Source organism: Sinomonas atrocyanea (assembly GCF_030811715.1).
GTDB classification, from domain to species: Bacteria; Actinomycetota; Actinomycetes; order Actinomycetales; family Micrococcaceae; genus Sinomonas; species Sinomonas atrocyanea_A.
Genome location: NZ_JAUSRH010000019.1, coordinates 44,082 through 60,432 on the forward strand (window position 1 = coordinate 44,082; position 16,351 = coordinate 60,432).

The window sequence follows — 16,351 nt, forward strand, 5'->3', positions numbered from 1 at the left end:
ATCGAATGCTCAACCTGCTCAAGAGCCGTGCCGCTGGCACTGCCGCGGCGATGGCCGCCACGGTGGCGCTCACCGGCGCCGCTGCGGTCGCGCCCTCCGCAGCCCTGGCGGCTCCCGGCGCTCCCGCCGCGACGGCTGCGCACGGCGCCGGCGGTCCCGACCACGTCTTCGTCATCATGATGGAGGACCACGGCCGCGACCAGATCATCGGCAATACCGCCGACGCGCCCTACATCACCTCCCTCGCGCAGAAGTACAACGTCGCCACCAACTACCACGGGGTGACCCACCCGAGCCTGACGAACTACCTCGCCACGGTCTCCGGCGACTTCCAGGGCATCTGGGACGACTGCAAGGCAGGCGCGGACGTCACGTGCGCCCCGGAGGAGTTTGTGCCCGGCTCGGGCGACGCCACCGACACTGCCTCGCTCACCCCCGCGCAGATCGCAAGTGCCTCCGCCAAGCCGCACATGTTCTCCGGAAAGAACATCGTCGACCAGCTCGAGGCGAAGGGGCTCTCCTGGAAGGCGTACATGCAGTCGATGCCCTCGGCCGGGTCCACCGTCGAGTATGCGCCGACGATCGGCTCGACGACGGTCAAGCTCTACGCCGAGAAGCACAACCCCTTCATGTACTTCTCCGACATCGCGGACAACCCCGCCCGAACCTCGAAGATCGTCCCGCTGGAGAACAACCTGGCCGGCGACCTCTCCTCGGGGAACGTCCCCAACTTCGTGTGGATCAGCCCGGACCAGTGCCACGACATGCACGGCACCTCCCCCTCGGGCGCAAACCTGATCGGCATCCCGTCCTGCGGCTACCCGGACTCCGGGCTCGACCACGGCGCGATCAAGCTCGGCGACGACTACCTCAAGCAGCAGGTCGCGCAGATCATGGACTCCGAGACGTGGAAGACCTCGAACTCGAGCATCGTGCTGGCGTGGGACGAGAACGACTACTCCGGCTACTCGGGCGGTCCCGGGAGCCCCGTGGGCGCCGACGGAAAGGTGCTCGGCGGCGGCGACGCCCCGTTCATCGTGATCAACTCGGCCCAGGGGCCGCACAAGACGACGGACAGGCTCTCCGACCACTACACGCTGCTCTCGACCATCGAGCACCTGTGGCACCTCGGCTGCCTGGCGAACACGTGCTCGCCCAGCACGTCCGGCACTCTGGAAGAGCTCTTCCGACCCTGACGGTCGGCCCCTGACAGCGCGGCCAGGTCGAGGACATCTGGCCGCGCGGTCAGCAGGGCCCGGCCTGGCCTCCGGGTCGGGCGTATTCCACGGTGCAGCCGAAGAGGACCAGGTTGCGCCAGTTCGGTGGGAGCGGCCTCTGGGGCCGAACAGCTATGGCTTCGAGCCACTCGGGAAGCTGGCTCGGGTAGTCCATCTCGAACAGGATGCACCCGCGGCCGTCCCCGGAGAACGCCGTGCCGATCTGCTCGGGCCTGCCGATCGCGGCCCTCCAGCGCGCCCCTGGGGTGTGCCGAGCGCTCCGGACTTCGAACCAGAGCGGCTCGTCGGGTCCGAGCTCGCGCACCATGCGCTCTATCCGTGCCCTCTGGACGTGCGCCGAATGCCTGTCGATCATGCCACCCCTTGTGTCGGGTAGCTCCTTTCCCAGAGACGCGCGCCTTCACACAATGTCACGGGGCGAGGACCAGCCCGGGCCCAGAACGCCTTGGAGGGCACCGGCGCGCTGGGCGCTCAGCCTCCCGCGGCGGTCGGCGGCCCGCTGCCCGTCCAGCCAGGATCCCAGCGTGGCCTCTGTCGCGTCGTGCGCGGCACCGGCCTCCGGTGCTCGGCCGCGCTCACGGAGGAAGGCCGACAGCTCGTTGGCTCTGACGGTGAAGTCCTGGTCTCCCTGCTGCCGCAGTGCCGGCAGGCCGGTGAAGTCCCGCGCGAACCCTGTGTGCACGTTCCTGTTCATGCGACCCCCAATAGCCGAATGTGCGTGAGGCGAGCGCGAAAGCGGGCCCCGCTGCGGGGGCCGACTGGTCCCCGGTGACCGCGACGATAATGCCGCATCCGTGATGCCGACAAGGGCCCTTGGGACGGGTCCATGGCCGCCCCTTCCGGCCTTGTCACACCGTCCCCGCATCACCGACGGCCGCGAATGCGCGGCAGATCCAGCGCAGCGGGACGTGATCTCGGGGCAGCATGACAGGCAGGTGCGCAGGAATTGTCAAGTCCGTGGAGACAGCGTGGTCCCCCGGGAGGCCATCGGTGCACGCCGGCCCGGCGCGGTGGTGTACCGTTGCTTCGCTATTCTCCCGTTGAAAGGAACATCAAGCCGGTGGCCGCCGATTACGACGAACTGCGCTCGGACGTCAAGGAATCCCAGAACGAATCACTCGAGGCGCTCAAGTCAGCCAGCGCCCCCGACCCGCGCAGCGTGGTGCGCGAGCTCGACGGGGACGACAGCGGCGAGGACACCGGCCTCCCGGGGGGCGAGTTCGTCAATGACGAGCTCACCGTCCACGTCATCCCGCAGGGCGCCGACGAGTTCGTCTGCCAGTCCTGCTTCCTCGTCCGCCACCGCTCCCAGAAGGCCACCGAGATCGACGGCGTGGCCTACTGCAGCGACTGCGAAGGCTGAGACTTCCTCGGGGCGGCGGCCCTCACTTTCTGCGGCGCACCACCAGCACGACGTAGATAGCGACGGCCACCGCCACCAGGGCGCCGGCACTGATCCCTGCGCTTCCACCGTTGAGCACGCTAGAACCCCCCTGACGCTCTCCGTTTCCCCGACAGGGTAGCTCGTCTCCGGAGGCCCAGCCGCTCCTTCGATTCGGCAGGGATGGTTTCTCGGTCCTGCCCCTGGGGTAATTCATCCGCCATGCCGCACCCAGAACCAGCCTCGCCGCTGCATGAGACGATGCTCGAGGTGCTCCGTGAGGCCCGCAGACGCGGGATGTCGCACAGCAGGCACTCGCTGCAGGACTGCCAGCTCCTGCTGGCAATCCATGCGCCAGCAGGCGATGTGACCGGAGACCCCTGCGAGGCCTGTCTGGAGCCTTGGCCCTGCAGGACCGTGCTGGGCATCCTCGGCGGCCTGCATCCCACCTCTGCGCCGCGGGCTCCCTCTGGCGACCGCAGCAACCACCACCGCTGAACTCGACCTGCCCGAAACGGGCCCAGGATGCTCGGGTCGCCCCTCCCGCCGATCACCGCCCACGTCTGCACCGCCGCCGGGCATGAGTGTCCTAGGGCGCGGGGAAGGCGCCCGACTGGCCAATGGCCTCGATCTGGACCGGGCGCCAGCCAGACGCCTCCCGCACGCACGCCGGGCCCGGTGTCCGCACCGGCCCGTCCGCACGCTCCCACCGTTTCTACCAAAGCGCCTCTCCCTGCGACAGGGCCGGCCGCGCGAGTCGCGGCATGTCGTTCACCCTGGCCTGGGCTCCGCACACATGGTCCGCGGCGGCCGTGTCCTCGTGTCCGATCGGCGTGCCCGTCCGAGGGGCCGTAGGATCAGCTCGTCACCGACCCAGGGGGAACCATGTCCAACCCGCAGCAGCCTAACCCGTACTCCTCGGACCCTCAGCGCCCCAGCCCGTACTCGTCCGAGCAGCACACCGGCCCGTACTCCCCCCAGCCGCCGTACCCGAACCCGCAGTACCAGCCACCGCAGTACCCGAACCCGGCCGGCTACCAGAGCGAGCCGCCACTGTGGGCCCCCTGGTACGACGCCCCGTTCAAGGCCGCCGTCCGGCGCGTCTTCACGAAGTACGCCACCTTCACCGGCCGCGCGAGCCGCGCCGAATACTGGTGGTGGGCGATGGTCAGCGTCGTGGTCTGGGCCGTCCTGAACATCATCACGACTCTCGGTTCGCTCAGCGCACCGAGCCCCGCCAACGGCTACACCTACACCTCCCCCACCCCTGGGCCGCTCACGGTCATCAGCTCCATCCTGCTGGTCCTGTGGGGGCTGGCCATCGCCGTCCCGACCCTGGCGCTGACCGTCCGCCGCCTCCACGACGTGAACATGAGCGGCTGGGTGGTCCTCCTCGGCCTCATCCCGTTCGTCGGCAACATCATCGTCCTCGTCTTCACCCTGCTGCGGTCCAACCCGGCCGGCCAGCGGTTCGACCGGCCCACCGCTCCTGCCCCGGCCTACAGCGCCTGACCCCCAACGCGCTCCTGCGGCCCCAGCCGATGTAGCTCGCCGAGGCCGGGAACGCCACCAGGGCCGCGACCAAGCCCACGGCGCCGTGCACCGAACGCGACGACTGACTCGGACACAGAAGTGGAGGGGCCCCCAGCTGCCGGGGCCCCTCCACGGTGCGGGTTACCAATCCGCCGAGCTTGTTGGGAGAGGGAAGCTCACCTCTGCCTTATCCGGTACCCCAGACAGCGAAACCACCCGCCCGGTGCGCCCCGCCCATGCACCTCCCCGGCCCGGGCGCGGCCCGCACATAGGATCGGCGGCGTGAGCACGACCCCGCACCACCGCCGGACCCTTCACGCGCTCGGCCTCCACGGCCCCTGGCTCGCCGCCCGCATCGAGGAGAGCCCCATCCTCCTCGACATCACCGAAGGCATGCCCAAGTTCGAACGCACCGTCCCCCGCCACGACCCGGAACACTTCGCCGTGCTCATCTTCGACCCGGCCGACGGGACCCGCTTCATCGTCGAAGTCCAGACTGGGGACGCCGACACCGACCAGCTCGCCCGCGCCCTCGAACTCTGGGAGGCCGAGCGCACGCGCCTGCCCGTCGCGCACCGGGTCGTCGTAGCTGCCGAGCACATCCCGGCCGACGTCGCCCACGCCGCCGCGCTCGCTCAGGCCACCGCCCCGGTCGAACTCCTCGAGCTCCACGCCGAGCAGACCGGCAACATCGTCACTGTCCACGGCGAACCCGTCCGCCTGCCCGGCCCGGACGACCCCATCGCGCCCGGCCCCTGATCCGGAGGCTCGTCAGCGGCCCTCGGGCGTGCCCTGTTCCGTCACGGTGTCCGCGTGGCGGTGGGCGACCTTCCACTCCCCGCCCTCGCGCCGGTACACCTGCGTCGAACGGAGCGTGAAGGTCCGCGGCTTCCCATCGATCGAGGCGGAGACGTGCTCGAGTCCTGCAGTGTAGGCCGCGTCGCCCATCACATCGAACGCTTGGAGCTCGAACTCGTACCATGTGCAGTCGGAGAAGCTCTGCTCGAGGAATTGGAACGCCTCCTCGACCTGCTGCTGCCCGTACGCGTTCCGCCATGCGCCCAGGATGCTGACGGGCTCGTCCCGTGACCAGATGGCCCGGCGCGGGTCGGCGTCCCCGTTGTGCAGGGCCACCTCCGCATCGCGCAGCGTGCTCCTGATCCAGTCCAGGAAGGCGTCTCGGTCGGTCATGCCGCCAAGGTACGCGCGGCCCCACTCCTCGGCAACGGCCCAGCAGGACCCACTGCCCCCCTGCCCGACCCGATCAGGCCCGGCCTCTGACGAGGGGCCCTGACAGGCAGTCCCATTGATCTCGCTCCTGCACCATGCGGAGCATGCCCCGTCGTCCTCGATCATGACGCCGAGGGAGTCTGTTGCCCCCCCAAGACCCCCCGGGGGCCGGCTCGGTGACGAGCCGATGCGTGTTCCGACGCCCCACTGCCAGTCGCTCGTTCGGTACGACGGCCGGATTCAGAAGAGTGTGAAGCCGTTCCACCCGTGGCTGACCCTGTGTGGTGCCGTTGTTGGGCTGAACACATAGAGGACACCGCGGCTGTCACGGCCCATCAGGTCGGGTTCGCCGTCCTTTCCGTCCCAGTCCACAGGGGAGATGACCGCGGTGTACGAGGGTCCGGTGGGGCTGATCTGGCGGCGCGGGTAGAACGTGCCGTAGGGGTCGTGGGCGTAGAGCCAGAACTTGCCGGACTTGTCGATGGCGACGACGTCCCCATAGTTGCCGTCATTGCTCCAGTCGCCCACCGAGAGCACTTTCGTGTATTGGCCGAAGCCTCCGGCGACTCTCCTGGGGCTGAAGTGGCGGGTGGCGGTGTTGAACAGGTAGTTCCACAGGACGCCGCACTTGTCGCGGACTAGGATGCCGCTGCTCGTAGGCGTCCCTATGTAATTCTGGATCGTGGTGAAGGTGTTCCAGCCGGAGCCGATCTTCACCCGGGGCTTGAACGTTCCGTTGCCGTTGCCCGCGTAGAGCCAGAGGTTGCCGTCATAGCCCCGGGCGACGATGTCGTTGTGGCCGCTCCGGGTGAAGTATCCGGTGATGATGGCGGTCATGTGGCTCCACCCGCCACTGATCCTCTTCCGTGCCAGGAAGCCGCCATAGCCGTTGCCGGGGTAGAGCCACAGGGTGCCGGAGCTGTCGCGTGCGAGGACGTCCGGGTTGCCGTCGCCATCGAAGTCACGCGGGTAGTCGAAACGGGTGGATGCGGCCTGCACCGTTGCGGGCAGCGGAGCGGCTTGAGCCGTCCCGGCAAGCCCCGTCGTCATGACGAGCGCAGCGATGCCTGTTACTACACGCAATGTGGCTTTGTTCATGCTGCAAGGTAGGCCCGCCGTTTTTTCCCGTCAATGAGGAGTAACCGGTGAGTAACGCTCACCCTTTTGGCACGAGCGAGGGGATAACCAGTCCGACCACTCCTTCCTGGTAACGCTTGCACGACCGTATGCGTGCAAAGACGAGTGGATGGCCGACGGCCGGTTGCAGACAATTGCATCGCCCTGAGCAACGTACGCAATGTGCATTCGACTCGGTGATAGCGGCCGGCAACTATGGGAATGAGCAGGCTGGCGCCGCTACGGTCTACGGCAGACCGATTGGTCAGCAGGCGTAGGGGTGCGCTCCGTTGCAGGGCCGGGAGGTAGGGCGGCATGGATGGCGGCTCATCTCCGGCAGCGGCAGCACCGTCGCGCTCACCACCCGGCCCAGAGTAGAGCCCGGGGCACGGCCGCGGAACACCTCGCGGGGCCTGCACCGTAGCGGGATCTGGGCGCAGGTCCTCTCTCGGTGATTCCGCACACGTTATGAAGACGGGCGCATCCAGCTGGGGTACAGTTACGTCGCTCATCAGCTCTCTGGAAGGAACAGCGCGCCAAGTGGCAGCCGATTACGACGAACTTCGCTCTGATGTGAAGGAATCCCAGCATGAGTCGCTGGAGGCCGTGAAGTCGGCCAACAAGCCCGATCCGCGGTCTGTGGTGCTCGAGCTCGATGGGGACGACTCCGCCGAGGAAGGCCTGTCCGGTGGCGAGATCGTCAACGACGAGCTCACCGTCATGGTGGTCCCGCAGGGCGCCGACGAGTTCGTGTGCCAGTCCTGCTTCCTGGTCCGCCACCGCACGCAGAAGGTGGTTCTGGGCGGGGTCGAGTACTGCCGCGACTGCGAGGGCTGACCCACGGGTTCTGCCGTACCCCCGGCTTCCCCTCCCGGCCGTTCGGGCAATGTCTTCTCCATGTTTCCACCGGAACCGGCCCTGCCGCTGCACGAGACGATGCTTGAGATGCTGCACGCTGCCCGCCGGCGCGGCATGGCGCACGAGGAGCACTCCCTCCCCGTGTGCGAGCTCCCGCTGGAGATCCATGCCGCGGCCGGCGCGCTGGTAGGAGAACCCTGTGCCGGCTGCCGTGAGCCGCACAACGACTGACATTGGAGGCCTCAAGCGGTCGCCCCGCCGGCCGGGGGGATCCGAGACGGGGCGCCGCGTGCCGGCTTCCCATCCCGAAAGGCGGCAGGCCGGCCACCTTCAAGGTATGGCCGGGCGCCGCGTCGGCCCAGAGGACTTCGTCCCCGGCACTTGGCCGGCCGGCCGGGGACGGTAAAGAGGTGCTTTCCCAAGGGCCGCCCGCGGAGCGGAGAGCAGCTTCCGCACTTCGCCTCCCAACCCCCCGGACACCGGCAAACGAGGGGCTCGAGGAACTGGGCGTGGGCGAAGGTCCGCCGTGACTCTCGGACGCGGTGCGGATCGGGAAGTGCGCAGACCCATCATCTGCGATCTGTCCGGGTGTCTGTCGGCCAGGCCTCCCCTCGCGCGGCAGGAAGCTACGCCTCGACGAGGATCACCAAGGTTTCAGGCAGCACGCCGTCGTAGTCCATAGCCTCGGCAGCCGCCTTGGACTGCATCGCGGCCACCAGGGCATCCATGTCGGGTACGTCCATCAGGACCGCGACCTGAGTCGGGTTCTGCGGGTTGACGAACGTGCGGATGTTGGTGATGCCCAATGGCCCGAAGAGCTCCTCGCGCTTCGGCGAGGCAAGCCAATGATCCTTGTCCTTCACATCGTGGTGGCCGATCACAGTGGGCATGGCGTGTCCTCTCGACGGGGGCCGGCGGTCCGCGGACCCGGTGCGCAGACGCTACCGGGGGCTGCGCGCCCCGGAGAAGGGTATTCGTGCCCGCATCTAGCTCAGGCGGTGTGCTCGGCGCTGTCGGACCCGCCGCGCACCATCTGTGGGCAACGGACTTCTCCCCACTTCCCCGGCATGGGAGCGAGCCGCGTGCCACATGGAAAGAACCCCTCTCTCGTCTGCGTTTCCGCAGGTCAGAGAGGGGTTCGTGGAGCCCCCTGCCGGATTCGAACCGGCGACCCTCTGTTTACAAGACAGATGCTCTGGCCAACTGAGCTAAGGGGGCGCGGCGCCCACGCGGCGCGCACGCACAAGCCTACCGGCTCCGCCCGGGAGCCAGAAACACCGGCGGCCCGGCCCCCGCGAGGGGACCGGGCCGCCGTCGTCCGTCAGCCTCAAGGGGACGGAAGCAAGAAGTGCGAGGCGCGATCAGCCCTTCGCGGCGACCGCCGCGTCCAGGAACTGGTCGAACGGGGTGTTGGCGGCGGCCCCCACGCCCCACTGCTTGCCGTCGACGAACACGGTGGGCGTCCCGCTCACGCCCGAGGAGGCAGCGAGCTGGGTGTCGTACTTGACCTGCGGGCGGTAGGTCTTGTCGTCCACGGCCTGGTCGATGTCCGCCCCGAGGCCCTTCGCGATGTCCTTGAGCTTCTGGTCGGTGAGCCCGGCGCTGCCTTCACCGGGCTGCTGCGCATAGAGCGCGTTGATGAAGTCGGCGTACTTGTCCGGGTGCGAGTTGGCCACAGCCGCGGCCGCGGCCGCGGCGCGGGAGGAGTAGTTGGTGGTCGACTGCTGGTCGAGGAAGCCGAGCGGGCGGTACTCGAGGGTGATCTTCCCGTCGTTGCGCTCCTGCGTCAGCTTGGAGCCGTAGGTGTCCTCGAACTGCTTGCAGATCGGGCAGATGAAGTCGATGTACATGACCACCTTCACCGGCTGCCCCTTCGGGGAGGCCTCGACCGCGGGGGCGTTGGCCGGCTGCCCCTGGGTGGGCTTGGAGGTGGCGGAGGGGACGTCGGCGACGTTCACGGTCGAGGCCGGCACGGGCGTCACCGCGCTGCCCTTGCCCAGCGTCACGCCGCCGTACTGGTTGGTGTTCGCCGCGCGCGGCCCCGTGTCCCCGATCGGTGCGTTCTGCCGCATCGACGTCGTGACGACGAGCGCGACCACGGCGATCACGGCGACGAGCGCCACGACGACGCCCCAGCGGATGAGCAGCTTGTTGCGTCGCTCCCTCTTCTGCTGCGCCTCTCGGATCTGGCGGGCCTTCTCACGGGCGGCGGCGGTGCGCTCTGCCTTGGTCTGTCGTGGCTGATTGGCGGGGCTCATCGTTCCTCATGATCGGTTCGCGGCACCTTCCGGCGCGCATGGCGGCGACGGGCTCAGTGTAGTGCAGCGCCGCCGCGCCCTCCCGGCCGCGCCCGCGCCTCACCCTGCCCGCGCAGGTCTTCCGTACTGCGCAACGACCTGCGCCGCCGGGCAGTTCCGGACCCCGCTGTGACGTGCTGCGCACCGCTCACCGGTACGCTGGAGGACAATGAGGAATAGTTGAGGGGGCTGAGCGTGAGCCAGAGCAGTGCCACCAAGACCGCAGGAGAAGCCGCCGGCGAGACCCCGGGAGAGCTGTACGACTTCCTGGTGGTCTCGAACCGCCTTCCCGTGGACAGGGTCGAGGAGGGGAACGGCTCCGGCTGGCGGCGCTCCCCCGGAGGGCTCGTGACCGCGCTCGCGCCGGTCATGGAGAAGTCCGACGGCGCGTGGGTGGGCTGGCACGGCGCCCCCGACGAGGTGCTGGAGCCGTTCGAGCACGAGGGCATCACCATCCTGCCCGTGCCGCTCTCGGCCCAGGAGGTCGAGAACTACTACGAGGGCTTCTCCAACGCGACCCTGTGGCCCCTCTACCACGACGTCATCGCGCCGCCGGAGTTCCACCGGGCCTGGTGGGACTCGTACCAGCGCGTGAACCAGCGCTTCGCGGACGCCGCAGCCGAGCGCGCCGCCGAGGGCGCCACCGTGTGGGTGCAGGACTACCAGCTCCAGCTCGTCCCGGCGATGCTGCGCCGGCTCCGCCCGGACCTGAAGATCGGCTTCTTCAACCACATCCCGTTCCCGCCGCAGGAGATCTTCGCCCAGCTGCCGTGGCGGCGGCAGGTCCTCGAGGGCCTCCTCGGCGCGGACCTGCTCGGCTTCCAGCGGCCCAACGACGCCGCGAACTTCGCGCGCGCCGCCCGCCGCTACGCCCGCGCTGGAGGCAAGGGCTCCCGCCTCGCGGTGACGGATCCCGCGCACGACGGCGAGTGGTCGCCCCGGGAGCGCACGGTGCGGGCCGAAGCGTTCCCCATCTCGATCGACACAGCGCGCATCAGCGAGCTCGCCGAGCGTCCGGAGATCATCGAGCGTGCTCGGCAGATCCGCCACGACCTCGGCGACCCCACCACGATCATGCTGGGCGTGGACCGCCTCGACTACACCAAGGGCATCCGCCACCGCCTCAAGGCGTTCGAGGAGCTCCTCACGGACGGCCGGGCCCGGGTCGGAGACGTCGCCCTCATCCAGGTCGCGAGCCCGAGCCGCGAGCGGGTCGAGCAGTACAGGATCCTGCGCGAGGAGATCGAAGGCACCGTCGGCCGCATCAACGGCACCTTCGACACGATGCAGCACACGGCCGTCCGCTACCTGCACCACTCCTACCCGGTCGAGGAGATGGTCGCCCTCTACCTCGCCGCCGACGTCATGCTCGTCACCGCGCTGCGCGACGGCATGAACCTCGTGGCCAAGGAGTACGTCGCGGCCCGCCGCGACGGGACCGGGGCGCTCGTGCTCTCCGAGTTCGCCGGCGCCGCGGACCAGCTCAAGCAGGCGCTGCTGGTGAACCCGCACGACATCGCGGGCCTCAAGGACGCCATCACCACGGCCATCAGCCTCCCCCGCGGCGTCGCGGCCCGCCGCATGAAGGCCATGCGCCGCCAGATCGTGGTCCACAACGTCGAGGAATGGTCCGCCTCGTTCCTCGCCCGCCTCAAGGAGGTCTGCCCGTGAGCATCGACGGGGAACTGCGCGAAGCCCTCGCGCGCCTCGCCAAGGTCGACAAGCTCCTCGTGGCCCTGGACTTCGACGGCGTGGTCGCGCCGATCGTTCCGCGGGCCGAGGACGCGCGGCCCCTTCCGGCGACGGGCGACGCCGTCGTGCGGCTCGCCGCGCTCCCCCACACGTGGACGGCCTATGTCTCCGGCCGATCGCTCGCGAGCCTCGTCACGGTTGCCTCCCCGGACACGCGCACGCTGCTCATCGGCAGCCACGGTGCCGAGGTCCGCCTCGGCGGCGAGGAGCAGCCGATCACCCTCGACCCTGACCAGCGCGACGCGCTGGACATCCTGCACCGCGTCTTCACCGAGATCGCGTCGCAGGCCCCGGGCACCTGGGTCGAGGAGAAGCCCGCCGGCCGCGTCCTGCACACCCGCCAGGCCGACCGGGAGGACGCCGCCGAGGCGGTCACCGGCGCCAAGAAGCTGCTCGCGGCCCGCCGCGACATCTTCCTCAAGGACGGCAAGGAAGTGCTCGAGGGCTCGGTCGTGCACGCGACAAAGGGCGAGGGCCTCGCCTTCCTGCGGCAGGTCACCGAGGCGGACGCCGTGTTCTTCGCCGGCGACGACGTCACGGACGAGGACGGGTTCCACGCCCTCGAGACGGGCGACGTCGGCCTCAAGGTCGGCGACGGCGAGACCGCGGCCGGGTTCCGGGTCGAAAGCCCCGAGGACGTGGCCGACGTCGTGGCACTCCTCGCGCGGCTGCGCTCGGAGCTCCCGGCCCAGCGGACGCCCTGAGGCGCATCGTCCGCATCGTGGACGTTGCGCACGTCACATTATTCAACTCGATGTGATCCATGCCATACTCACTGTGTGAGCGAGGGCGCTGCCCTCGTTCCTGATGCTGTGGCACACTGGCGGCGCCACCTTCGGCGGCCAGTGCACCACACCCCTCGGGGACACAACTGAACAACAAGAACCATTCACTACGGATCGTCCGGCACGTACCTGCCGGTGAAGGGATCGATGACTGTGGCTACAGTTACTTTCGACAATGCGACGCGCCTCTACCCGGGCACCGACAAGCCCGCCGTCGACAAGCTCAACATCGAGATCGCAGACGGCGAGTTCCTCGTCCTGGTCGGCCCGTCGGGCTGTGGCAAGTCGACCTCCCTGCGCATGCTCGCTGGCCTCGAGGACGTGAACTCGGGCCGCATCCTGATCGGTGAGCGCGACGTCACGGACGTTCCGCCGAAGGACCGCGACATCGCCATGGTCTTCCAGAACTACGCCCTGTACCCGCACATGACTGTCGCGGACAACATGGGCTTCGCGCTCAAGATCGCCGGTGTCTCCAAGGAGGAGCGGGCCGAGCGCGTCCGCGAGGCGGCCAAGCTCCTCGACCTCGAGCAGTACCTGGACCGCAAGCCGAAGGCCCTCTCCGGCGGCCAGCGCCAGCGCGTCGCGATGGGCCGGGCGATCGTCCGCAACCCGCAGGTCTTCCTCATGGACGAGCCGCTCTCGAACCTCGATGCCAAGCTCCGCGTCCAGACCCGCACGCAGATCGCCTCGCTCACCCGCCGCCTCGGCGTCACCACGGTGTACGTGACCCACGACCAGGTCGAGGCCATGACCATGGGCGACCGCGTCGCAGTCCTCAAGGACGGCATCCTCCAGCAGGTCGACACTCCCCGGAACCTCTACGACCGCCCCGCGAACGTCTTCGTGGCCGGGTTCATCGGCTCCCCGGCCATGAACCTGCTCGAGCTGCCGGAGGCGGACGGCGGCGTCAAGTTCGGCGGCACCATCTACCCCGTGTCCCGCGACGTCCTCTCCGAGGCCACGGGCTCCACGGTGACCCTCGGCGTCCGGCCCGAGGACCTCGAGACCGCGCCGCAGGGCGAGGGCCTCGAGGTCGAGGTGGACGTCGTCGAGGAGCTCGGCGCAGACGCGTACGTCTACGGCCACACCAGCCTCGACGGGCAGAACCACGACATCGTGGCCCGCGTGGACGGCCGCCGGCCGCCGATGAAGGGCGAGAAGATCTGGGTCCGTCCGCAGCAGGGCCATGTCCACCTCTTCGACACCAAGTCCGCCCAGCGCCTCGGCGACTGACCCCCGGGGCGGCTGAGCCGCCCCACCACACCACAGCGACGTGCCCGCCGGGTCCTCCCGGCGGGCATTCGCGTGAGCGGGGCTGCGCGCCCTGCGCCATCAGCGGAAGAATGGAAGCCATGACCGACCAGAGCGCCACGTGGCAGGACGAGCCCACCGACTACGAGGAAGTGGGCAAGCTCGCCCGCCGGCAGCAGCCCGACCCGGAGGCCCCGGCGCTGGGGTCGCTGAACATCACCGCCGCGGTGGCCGATCCGGAGCTGCTCGACCTGCCCTGGCACGTGGCCCTCGAGGACTGGCCCGAGCAGTACCTCGCCGCGCTCCCCCGCGGCATCTCCCGGCACATCGTCCGCTTCGCCAGGCTCGGCGGGTCGGTGATCGCGGTCAAGGAGACGAGCGAGCACGTGGCCCGGCACGAATACCACATGCTGCGCAAGCTCCAGCGGCTCGATGTGCCGTGCGTCGAGCCCGTCGCGGTGATCCGCGACCGCCAGACCCCGGATGGAAGGCCCCTGGACACGGTCCTCGTGACCCGCCACCTCAAGTTCTCCCTCCCCTACCGCGCCCTCTTCTCGCAGAAGCTGCGCAGGGACACCCTCACGCGCCTCATCGACGCCCAGGCGCTCCTGCTGGTCCGCCTCCACCTCGTGGGCTTCTACTGGGGCGATGTCTCCCTCTCCAACACCCTCTTCCGGCGCGACGCGGGAGCGTTTGCCGCCTACCTCGTCGACGCCGAGACGGGTGAGCTGTACCCCGACCTGTCCACCGGCCAGCGCGAGTACGACCTGGAGATCGCGCGGGTCAACATCGCCGGCGAGCTCATGGACCTCCTCGACGGCGGCCTCATAGACGAGGAAGTCGACCCTGTCGCCACGAGCGAGCGGATCATGGACTCCTACCGCAACCTGTGGAACGAGCTGACCGAGAAGGAATCGTTCGAGCTCGGCGAGCGGTGGCGGCTCGGGGCGCGCATCCGCCGGCTCAATGAGCTCGGGTTCGATGTGGAGGAGTACGCGATCAAGACCACCCCGGACGGCTCCACGATCCACCTCCAGCCGAAGGTCGTCGACGCCGGCCACCACCAGCGGCGGCTCCTGCGGCTCACCGGAATCGACGCCCAGGAGAACCAGGCCCGGCGGCTGCTGAACGACATGGACACGTTCCGCGCCGAGAACTATCCCGGTCAGGATGAGGAGATCAGCGCGCACGCGTGGGTCAGCCAGGTGTTCGAGCCCATCGTCAAGGCCATTCCCCGCGAGCTCTCCGGCAAGCTCGAGCCGGCCGAGGTGGTGCACCAGGTGCTCGAGCACCGGTGGTACATGTCCGAGCGGCTCGACCGCTACGTCCCGCTCGCCGAGACGGTGCAGTCCTACATCGACAGCGTCCTGCGGCACCGCCGGGACGAGGCGGCCATCATGCTCAACCCGGACACCCAGATGCTCAAGGTCATCGAGCAGGAGGAGGCCCGGCACCAGGAGGACGAGTACGACGACGAGGACCTCGTCGACGACTGACCTCAGCCCAGGTGCCCCATGAGCCACTCCACGAGCGGGCGCAGCTCGGACCAGCTGGCGCGGATGTGCTCGAGCGCGTCGGCCGATCCCAGCCACGCAGGCGTGCCGAATGGCCTCCCCGCCGTGAGGGTCTTGTGCCTGAGCAGCTCCGCGCGAGGATGGTCCGTCGCGTAGCCGCGCGGCACCGTCTTGAGCCGCTCGCCCTCAATCGCGTATCCGGCACGGCGCAGCGACTCGAGGATTGCCTCGAGCGTGGCGCCGTCGCCCGCCGCGTCGACCGCTTCCCGGAATCGCGCCACTTGGGCGGGCGCTGCGGTGTGGCATCCTGCACCGACCGCGAGCCCGTCGGCGTCGAGGTGGACGTAGTAGCCGATCCCCTCCGCGGTCTGGACGAAGCCCCCCTGGGCGGTCTTGTACGGCGACTTGTCCCGGCTGAACCGCACGTCGCGGTTCGGTCTGAACACCTTTCCCACGCCGAACTCGGCGGAGAGCCCGTCCAGCAGCGCCGCCATCGGCGCCCTGACCGCACGCTCGTAGACGTCCCGGTGCTCGGCCCACCACTCCTTGGTGTTGTTCTCCTCAAGATCGGCATAGAACGCAGGCCCGGCAGCGGGAAAGCCCGTGAATGTACCCATAGCCAGCATCTTCAACGGCAGGAGGCGGACGCGTCCAGCGTCATTCGGTCTCCACCGCGTCCGCCGGCTGGCCGAAGAAGGCCGCGAAGCGGCCGAGGATCACGGGCCACTCGCTGTACTTGGCGTACTGCTGCGCCCCCTCGGGGCCTCGCGCCCAGCCCTGATGGGTGAAGACCACGACGGTCCCACCGTCGGCGTCACCGAACTGGACCCGCACGCGGGTCGGGGCATCGGGGCTCCACGCCAGCGTCCACGCGATCTCGAGCAGCTCGCCTGGGCGTTCCTCCGTGACGGTGCCCCACACCTGGAGCTGTCCATCCGGGCCCTCCTCGCCCACGACCGTGTCCTCGATGAACGCGTGTGTCCCCTCACCGAATCCGGTGTAGGCCGCCGGCCACCACAGATGGAGGTCTCCTACGAAGGCGCTGTAGACGATCTCGCGGGGCGCGGGGAGCAGCAGGCGGAAGACGCGCGACGGCGGCGCCTCGCCGCCGTGCTCCGGCTCGCCGGAGGGCTGGGGGGCATGGGAGAAGAGGGATTCCACGCCTTTGATCGTAGGGCCGGATCGCCGCCGCGATCTACGGACGCAGCGATCTGCCGACGCAAAGCTTCTCCGGGCCGGAGGGCTGCCGGAGGGCGGTGGTGCCCGGTGTGGTGGTGTGGGGGTGGGTGCTTTGCTGGTTAAGTGCGGGAGCCCCCCGACCCTGGTGGGTTGGGGGGCTCGACCGTGTGGTGTTGTCCGGCGGTGTCCTACTCTCCCACACCCTGGCGGGTGC

At 69.2% G+C, this 16,351-nt stretch carries 18 protein-coding genes and 1 tRNA gene; 10 read left to right on the forward strand and 9 right to left on the reverse strand.

The genetic code is table 11. The features are described from left to right. Window positions 1-5: 5 nt before the first annotated feature. Window positions 6-1,196 carry an alkaline phosphatase family protein gene (locus J2W21_RS19385; protein WP_307116153.1) on the forward strand — a complete coding sequence of 397 codons (1,191 nt, stop codon included), beginning with the start codon at window positions 6-8 and terminating at the stop codon, window positions 1,194-1,196. 49 nt (window positions 1,197-1,245) lie between these two features. On the opposite strand, the gene J2W21_RS19390 is transcribed toward J2W21_RS19385, so the two are convergent. Together J2W21_RS19390 and J2W21_RS19395 are read right to left on the reverse strand one after the other, a co-directional pair. Continuing rightward, window positions 1,246-1,593: a hypothetical protein gene (locus J2W21_RS19390; RefSeq protein ID WP_307116154.1), complete on the reverse strand. Its 348-nt coding sequence runs from the start codon at window positions 1,591-1,593 to the stop codon at window positions 1,246-1,248. A gap of 45 nt (window positions 1,594-1,638) precedes the next feature. After that, window positions 1,639-1,932 carry a helicase associated domain-containing protein gene (locus J2W21_RS19395; RefSeq protein ID WP_307116155.1) on the reverse strand — a complete coding sequence of 98 codons (294 nt, stop codon included), beginning with the start codon at window positions 1,930-1,932 and terminating at the stop codon, window positions 1,639-1,641. Window positions 1,933-2,298: 366 nt separating this feature from the next. Between J2W21_RS19395 and J2W21_RS19400 the strand changes: the two genes are divergently transcribed. The 3 genes from J2W21_RS19400 (at window position 2,299) to J2W21_RS19410 (ending at window position 4,911) form a co-directional block, all read left to right on the forward strand. After that, window positions 2,299-2,601 carry a DUF4193 family protein gene (locus J2W21_RS19400; RefSeq protein WP_307116156.1) on the forward strand — a complete coding sequence of 101 codons (303 nt, stop codon included), beginning with the start codon at window positions 2,299-2,301 and terminating at the stop codon, window positions 2,599-2,601. Between the two features lie 903 nt (window positions 2,602-3,504). Next, a complete protein-coding gene (locus J2W21_RS19405) occupies window positions 3,505-4,131 on the forward strand; it encodes a DUF805 domain-containing protein (protein WP_307116157.1) in 627 nt (208 codons plus the stop codon). Window positions 4,132-4,434: 303 nt separating this feature from the next. Next, the gene (locus tag J2W21_RS19410) at window positions 4,435-4,911 is read left to right on the forward strand and encodes a hypothetical protein (RefSeq protein WP_307116158.1); all 477 of its coding nucleotides are present in this window, start codon (window positions 4,435-4,437) and stop codon (window positions 4,909-4,911) included. Window positions 4,912-4,923: 12 nt separating this feature from the next. Here the strand turns inward: J2W21_RS19410 and J2W21_RS19415 are convergent, their stop codons facing one another. Together J2W21_RS19415 and J2W21_RS19420 are read right to left on the reverse strand one after the other, a co-directional pair. Continuing rightward, window positions 4,924-5,343, reverse strand: coding sequence for a YybH family protein (locus J2W21_RS19415; protein ID WP_307116159.1), 420 nt, complete (start codon window positions 5,341-5,343; stop codon window positions 4,924-4,926). A gap of 279 nt (window positions 5,344-5,622) precedes the next feature. After that, on the reverse strand, window positions 5,623-6,480 hold the full coding sequence (locus J2W21_RS19420; protein WP_307116160.1) for an FG-GAP repeat domain-containing protein: 858 nt from the start codon (window positions 6,478-6,480) through the stop codon (window positions 5,623-5,625). A gap of 558 nt (window positions 6,481-7,038) precedes the next feature. Between J2W21_RS19420 and J2W21_RS19425 the strand changes: the two genes are divergently transcribed. Next, entirely contained in the window at window positions 7,039-7,335 is a 297-nt protein-coding gene (locus J2W21_RS19425) for a DUF4193 family protein (RefSeq protein ID WP_307116161.1), read from the forward strand. Between the two features lie 60 nt (window positions 7,336-7,395). Further along, on the forward strand, window positions 7,396-7,587 hold the full coding sequence (locus tag J2W21_RS19430; protein ID WP_307116162.1) for a hypothetical protein: 192 nt from the start codon (window positions 7,396-7,398) through the stop codon (window positions 7,585-7,587). A 395-nt stretch (window positions 7,588-7,982) separates the two neighbouring features. On the opposite strand, the gene J2W21_RS19435 is transcribed toward J2W21_RS19430, so the two are convergent. The 3 genes from J2W21_RS19435 to J2W21_RS19445 all read right to left on the reverse strand — a co-directional run bounded on the left by J2W21_RS19435 (window position 7,983) and on the right by J2W21_RS19445 (window position 9,614). Continuing rightward, window positions 7,983-8,246: a hypothetical protein gene (locus J2W21_RS19435; protein WP_307116163.1), complete on the reverse strand. Its 264-nt coding sequence runs from the start codon at window positions 8,244-8,246 to the stop codon at window positions 7,983-7,985. A 251-nt stretch (window positions 8,247-8,497) separates the two neighbouring features. After that, window positions 8,498-8,574: transfer RNA gene (locus tag J2W21_RS19440), tRNA-Thr, on the reverse strand. Window positions 8,575-8,717: 143 nt separating this feature from the next. Beyond that, the gene (locus J2W21_RS19445; RefSeq protein ID WP_307116164.1) at window positions 8,718-9,614 is read right to left on the reverse strand and encodes a DsbA family protein; all 897 of its coding nucleotides are present in this window, start codon (window positions 9,612-9,614) and stop codon (window positions 8,718-8,720) included. Between the two features lie 294 nt (window positions 9,615-9,908). On the opposite strand from J2W21_RS19445, the gene J2W21_RS19450 reads away from it, so the two are divergent. The 4 genes from J2W21_RS19450 to J2W21_RS19465 all read left to right on the forward strand — a co-directional run bounded on the left by J2W21_RS19450 (window position 9,909) and on the right by J2W21_RS19465 (window position 14,940). Continuing rightward, complete coding sequence (locus tag J2W21_RS19450) at window positions 9,909-11,324, forward strand: alpha,alpha-trehalose-phosphate synthase (UDP-forming) (RefSeq protein WP_307116171.1); 1,416 nt, start codon at window positions 9,909-9,911, stop codon at window positions 11,322-11,324. Further along, window positions 11,321-12,109 (forward strand): trehalose-phosphatase, encoded by a 789-nt coding sequence (otsB, locus tag J2W21_RS19455; RefSeq protein ID WP_307116165.1) that lies wholly within the window; start codon window positions 11,321-11,323, stop codon window positions 12,107-12,109. Before J2W21_RS19450 ends, otsB begins: the two co-directional genes overlap by 4 nt. Window positions 12,110-12,343: 234 nt before the next feature. Beyond that, the gene (locus tag J2W21_RS19460) at window positions 12,344-13,426 is read left to right on the forward strand and encodes an ABC transporter ATP-binding protein (protein ID WP_307116166.1); all 1,083 of its coding nucleotides are present in this window, start codon (window positions 12,344-12,346) and stop codon (window positions 13,424-13,426) included. Window positions 13,427-13,545: 119 nt separating this feature from the next. Further along, window positions 13,546-14,940 carry a DUF4032 domain-containing protein gene (locus J2W21_RS19465; RefSeq protein WP_307116167.1) on the forward strand — a complete coding sequence of 465 codons (1,395 nt, stop codon included), beginning with the start codon at window positions 13,546-13,548 and terminating at the stop codon, window positions 14,938-14,940. 2 nt (window positions 14,941-14,942) lie between these two features. On the opposite strand, the gene J2W21_RS19470 is transcribed toward J2W21_RS19465, so the two are convergent. Both J2W21_RS19470 and J2W21_RS19475 read right to left on the reverse strand, forming a co-directional pair. Continuing rightward, on the reverse strand, window positions 14,943-15,575 hold the full coding sequence (locus J2W21_RS19470) for a DUF2461 domain-containing protein (RefSeq protein WP_307116168.1): 633 nt from the start codon (window positions 15,573-15,575) through the stop codon (window positions 14,943-14,945). 40 nt (window positions 15,576-15,615) lie between these two features. Beyond that, window positions 15,616-16,119, reverse strand: a complete 504-nt coding sequence (locus J2W21_RS19475; protein WP_307116169.1) for an SRPBCC domain-containing protein — start codon at window positions 16,117-16,119, stop codon at window positions 15,616-15,618. Window positions 16,120-16,351 lie beyond the last annotated feature (232 nt).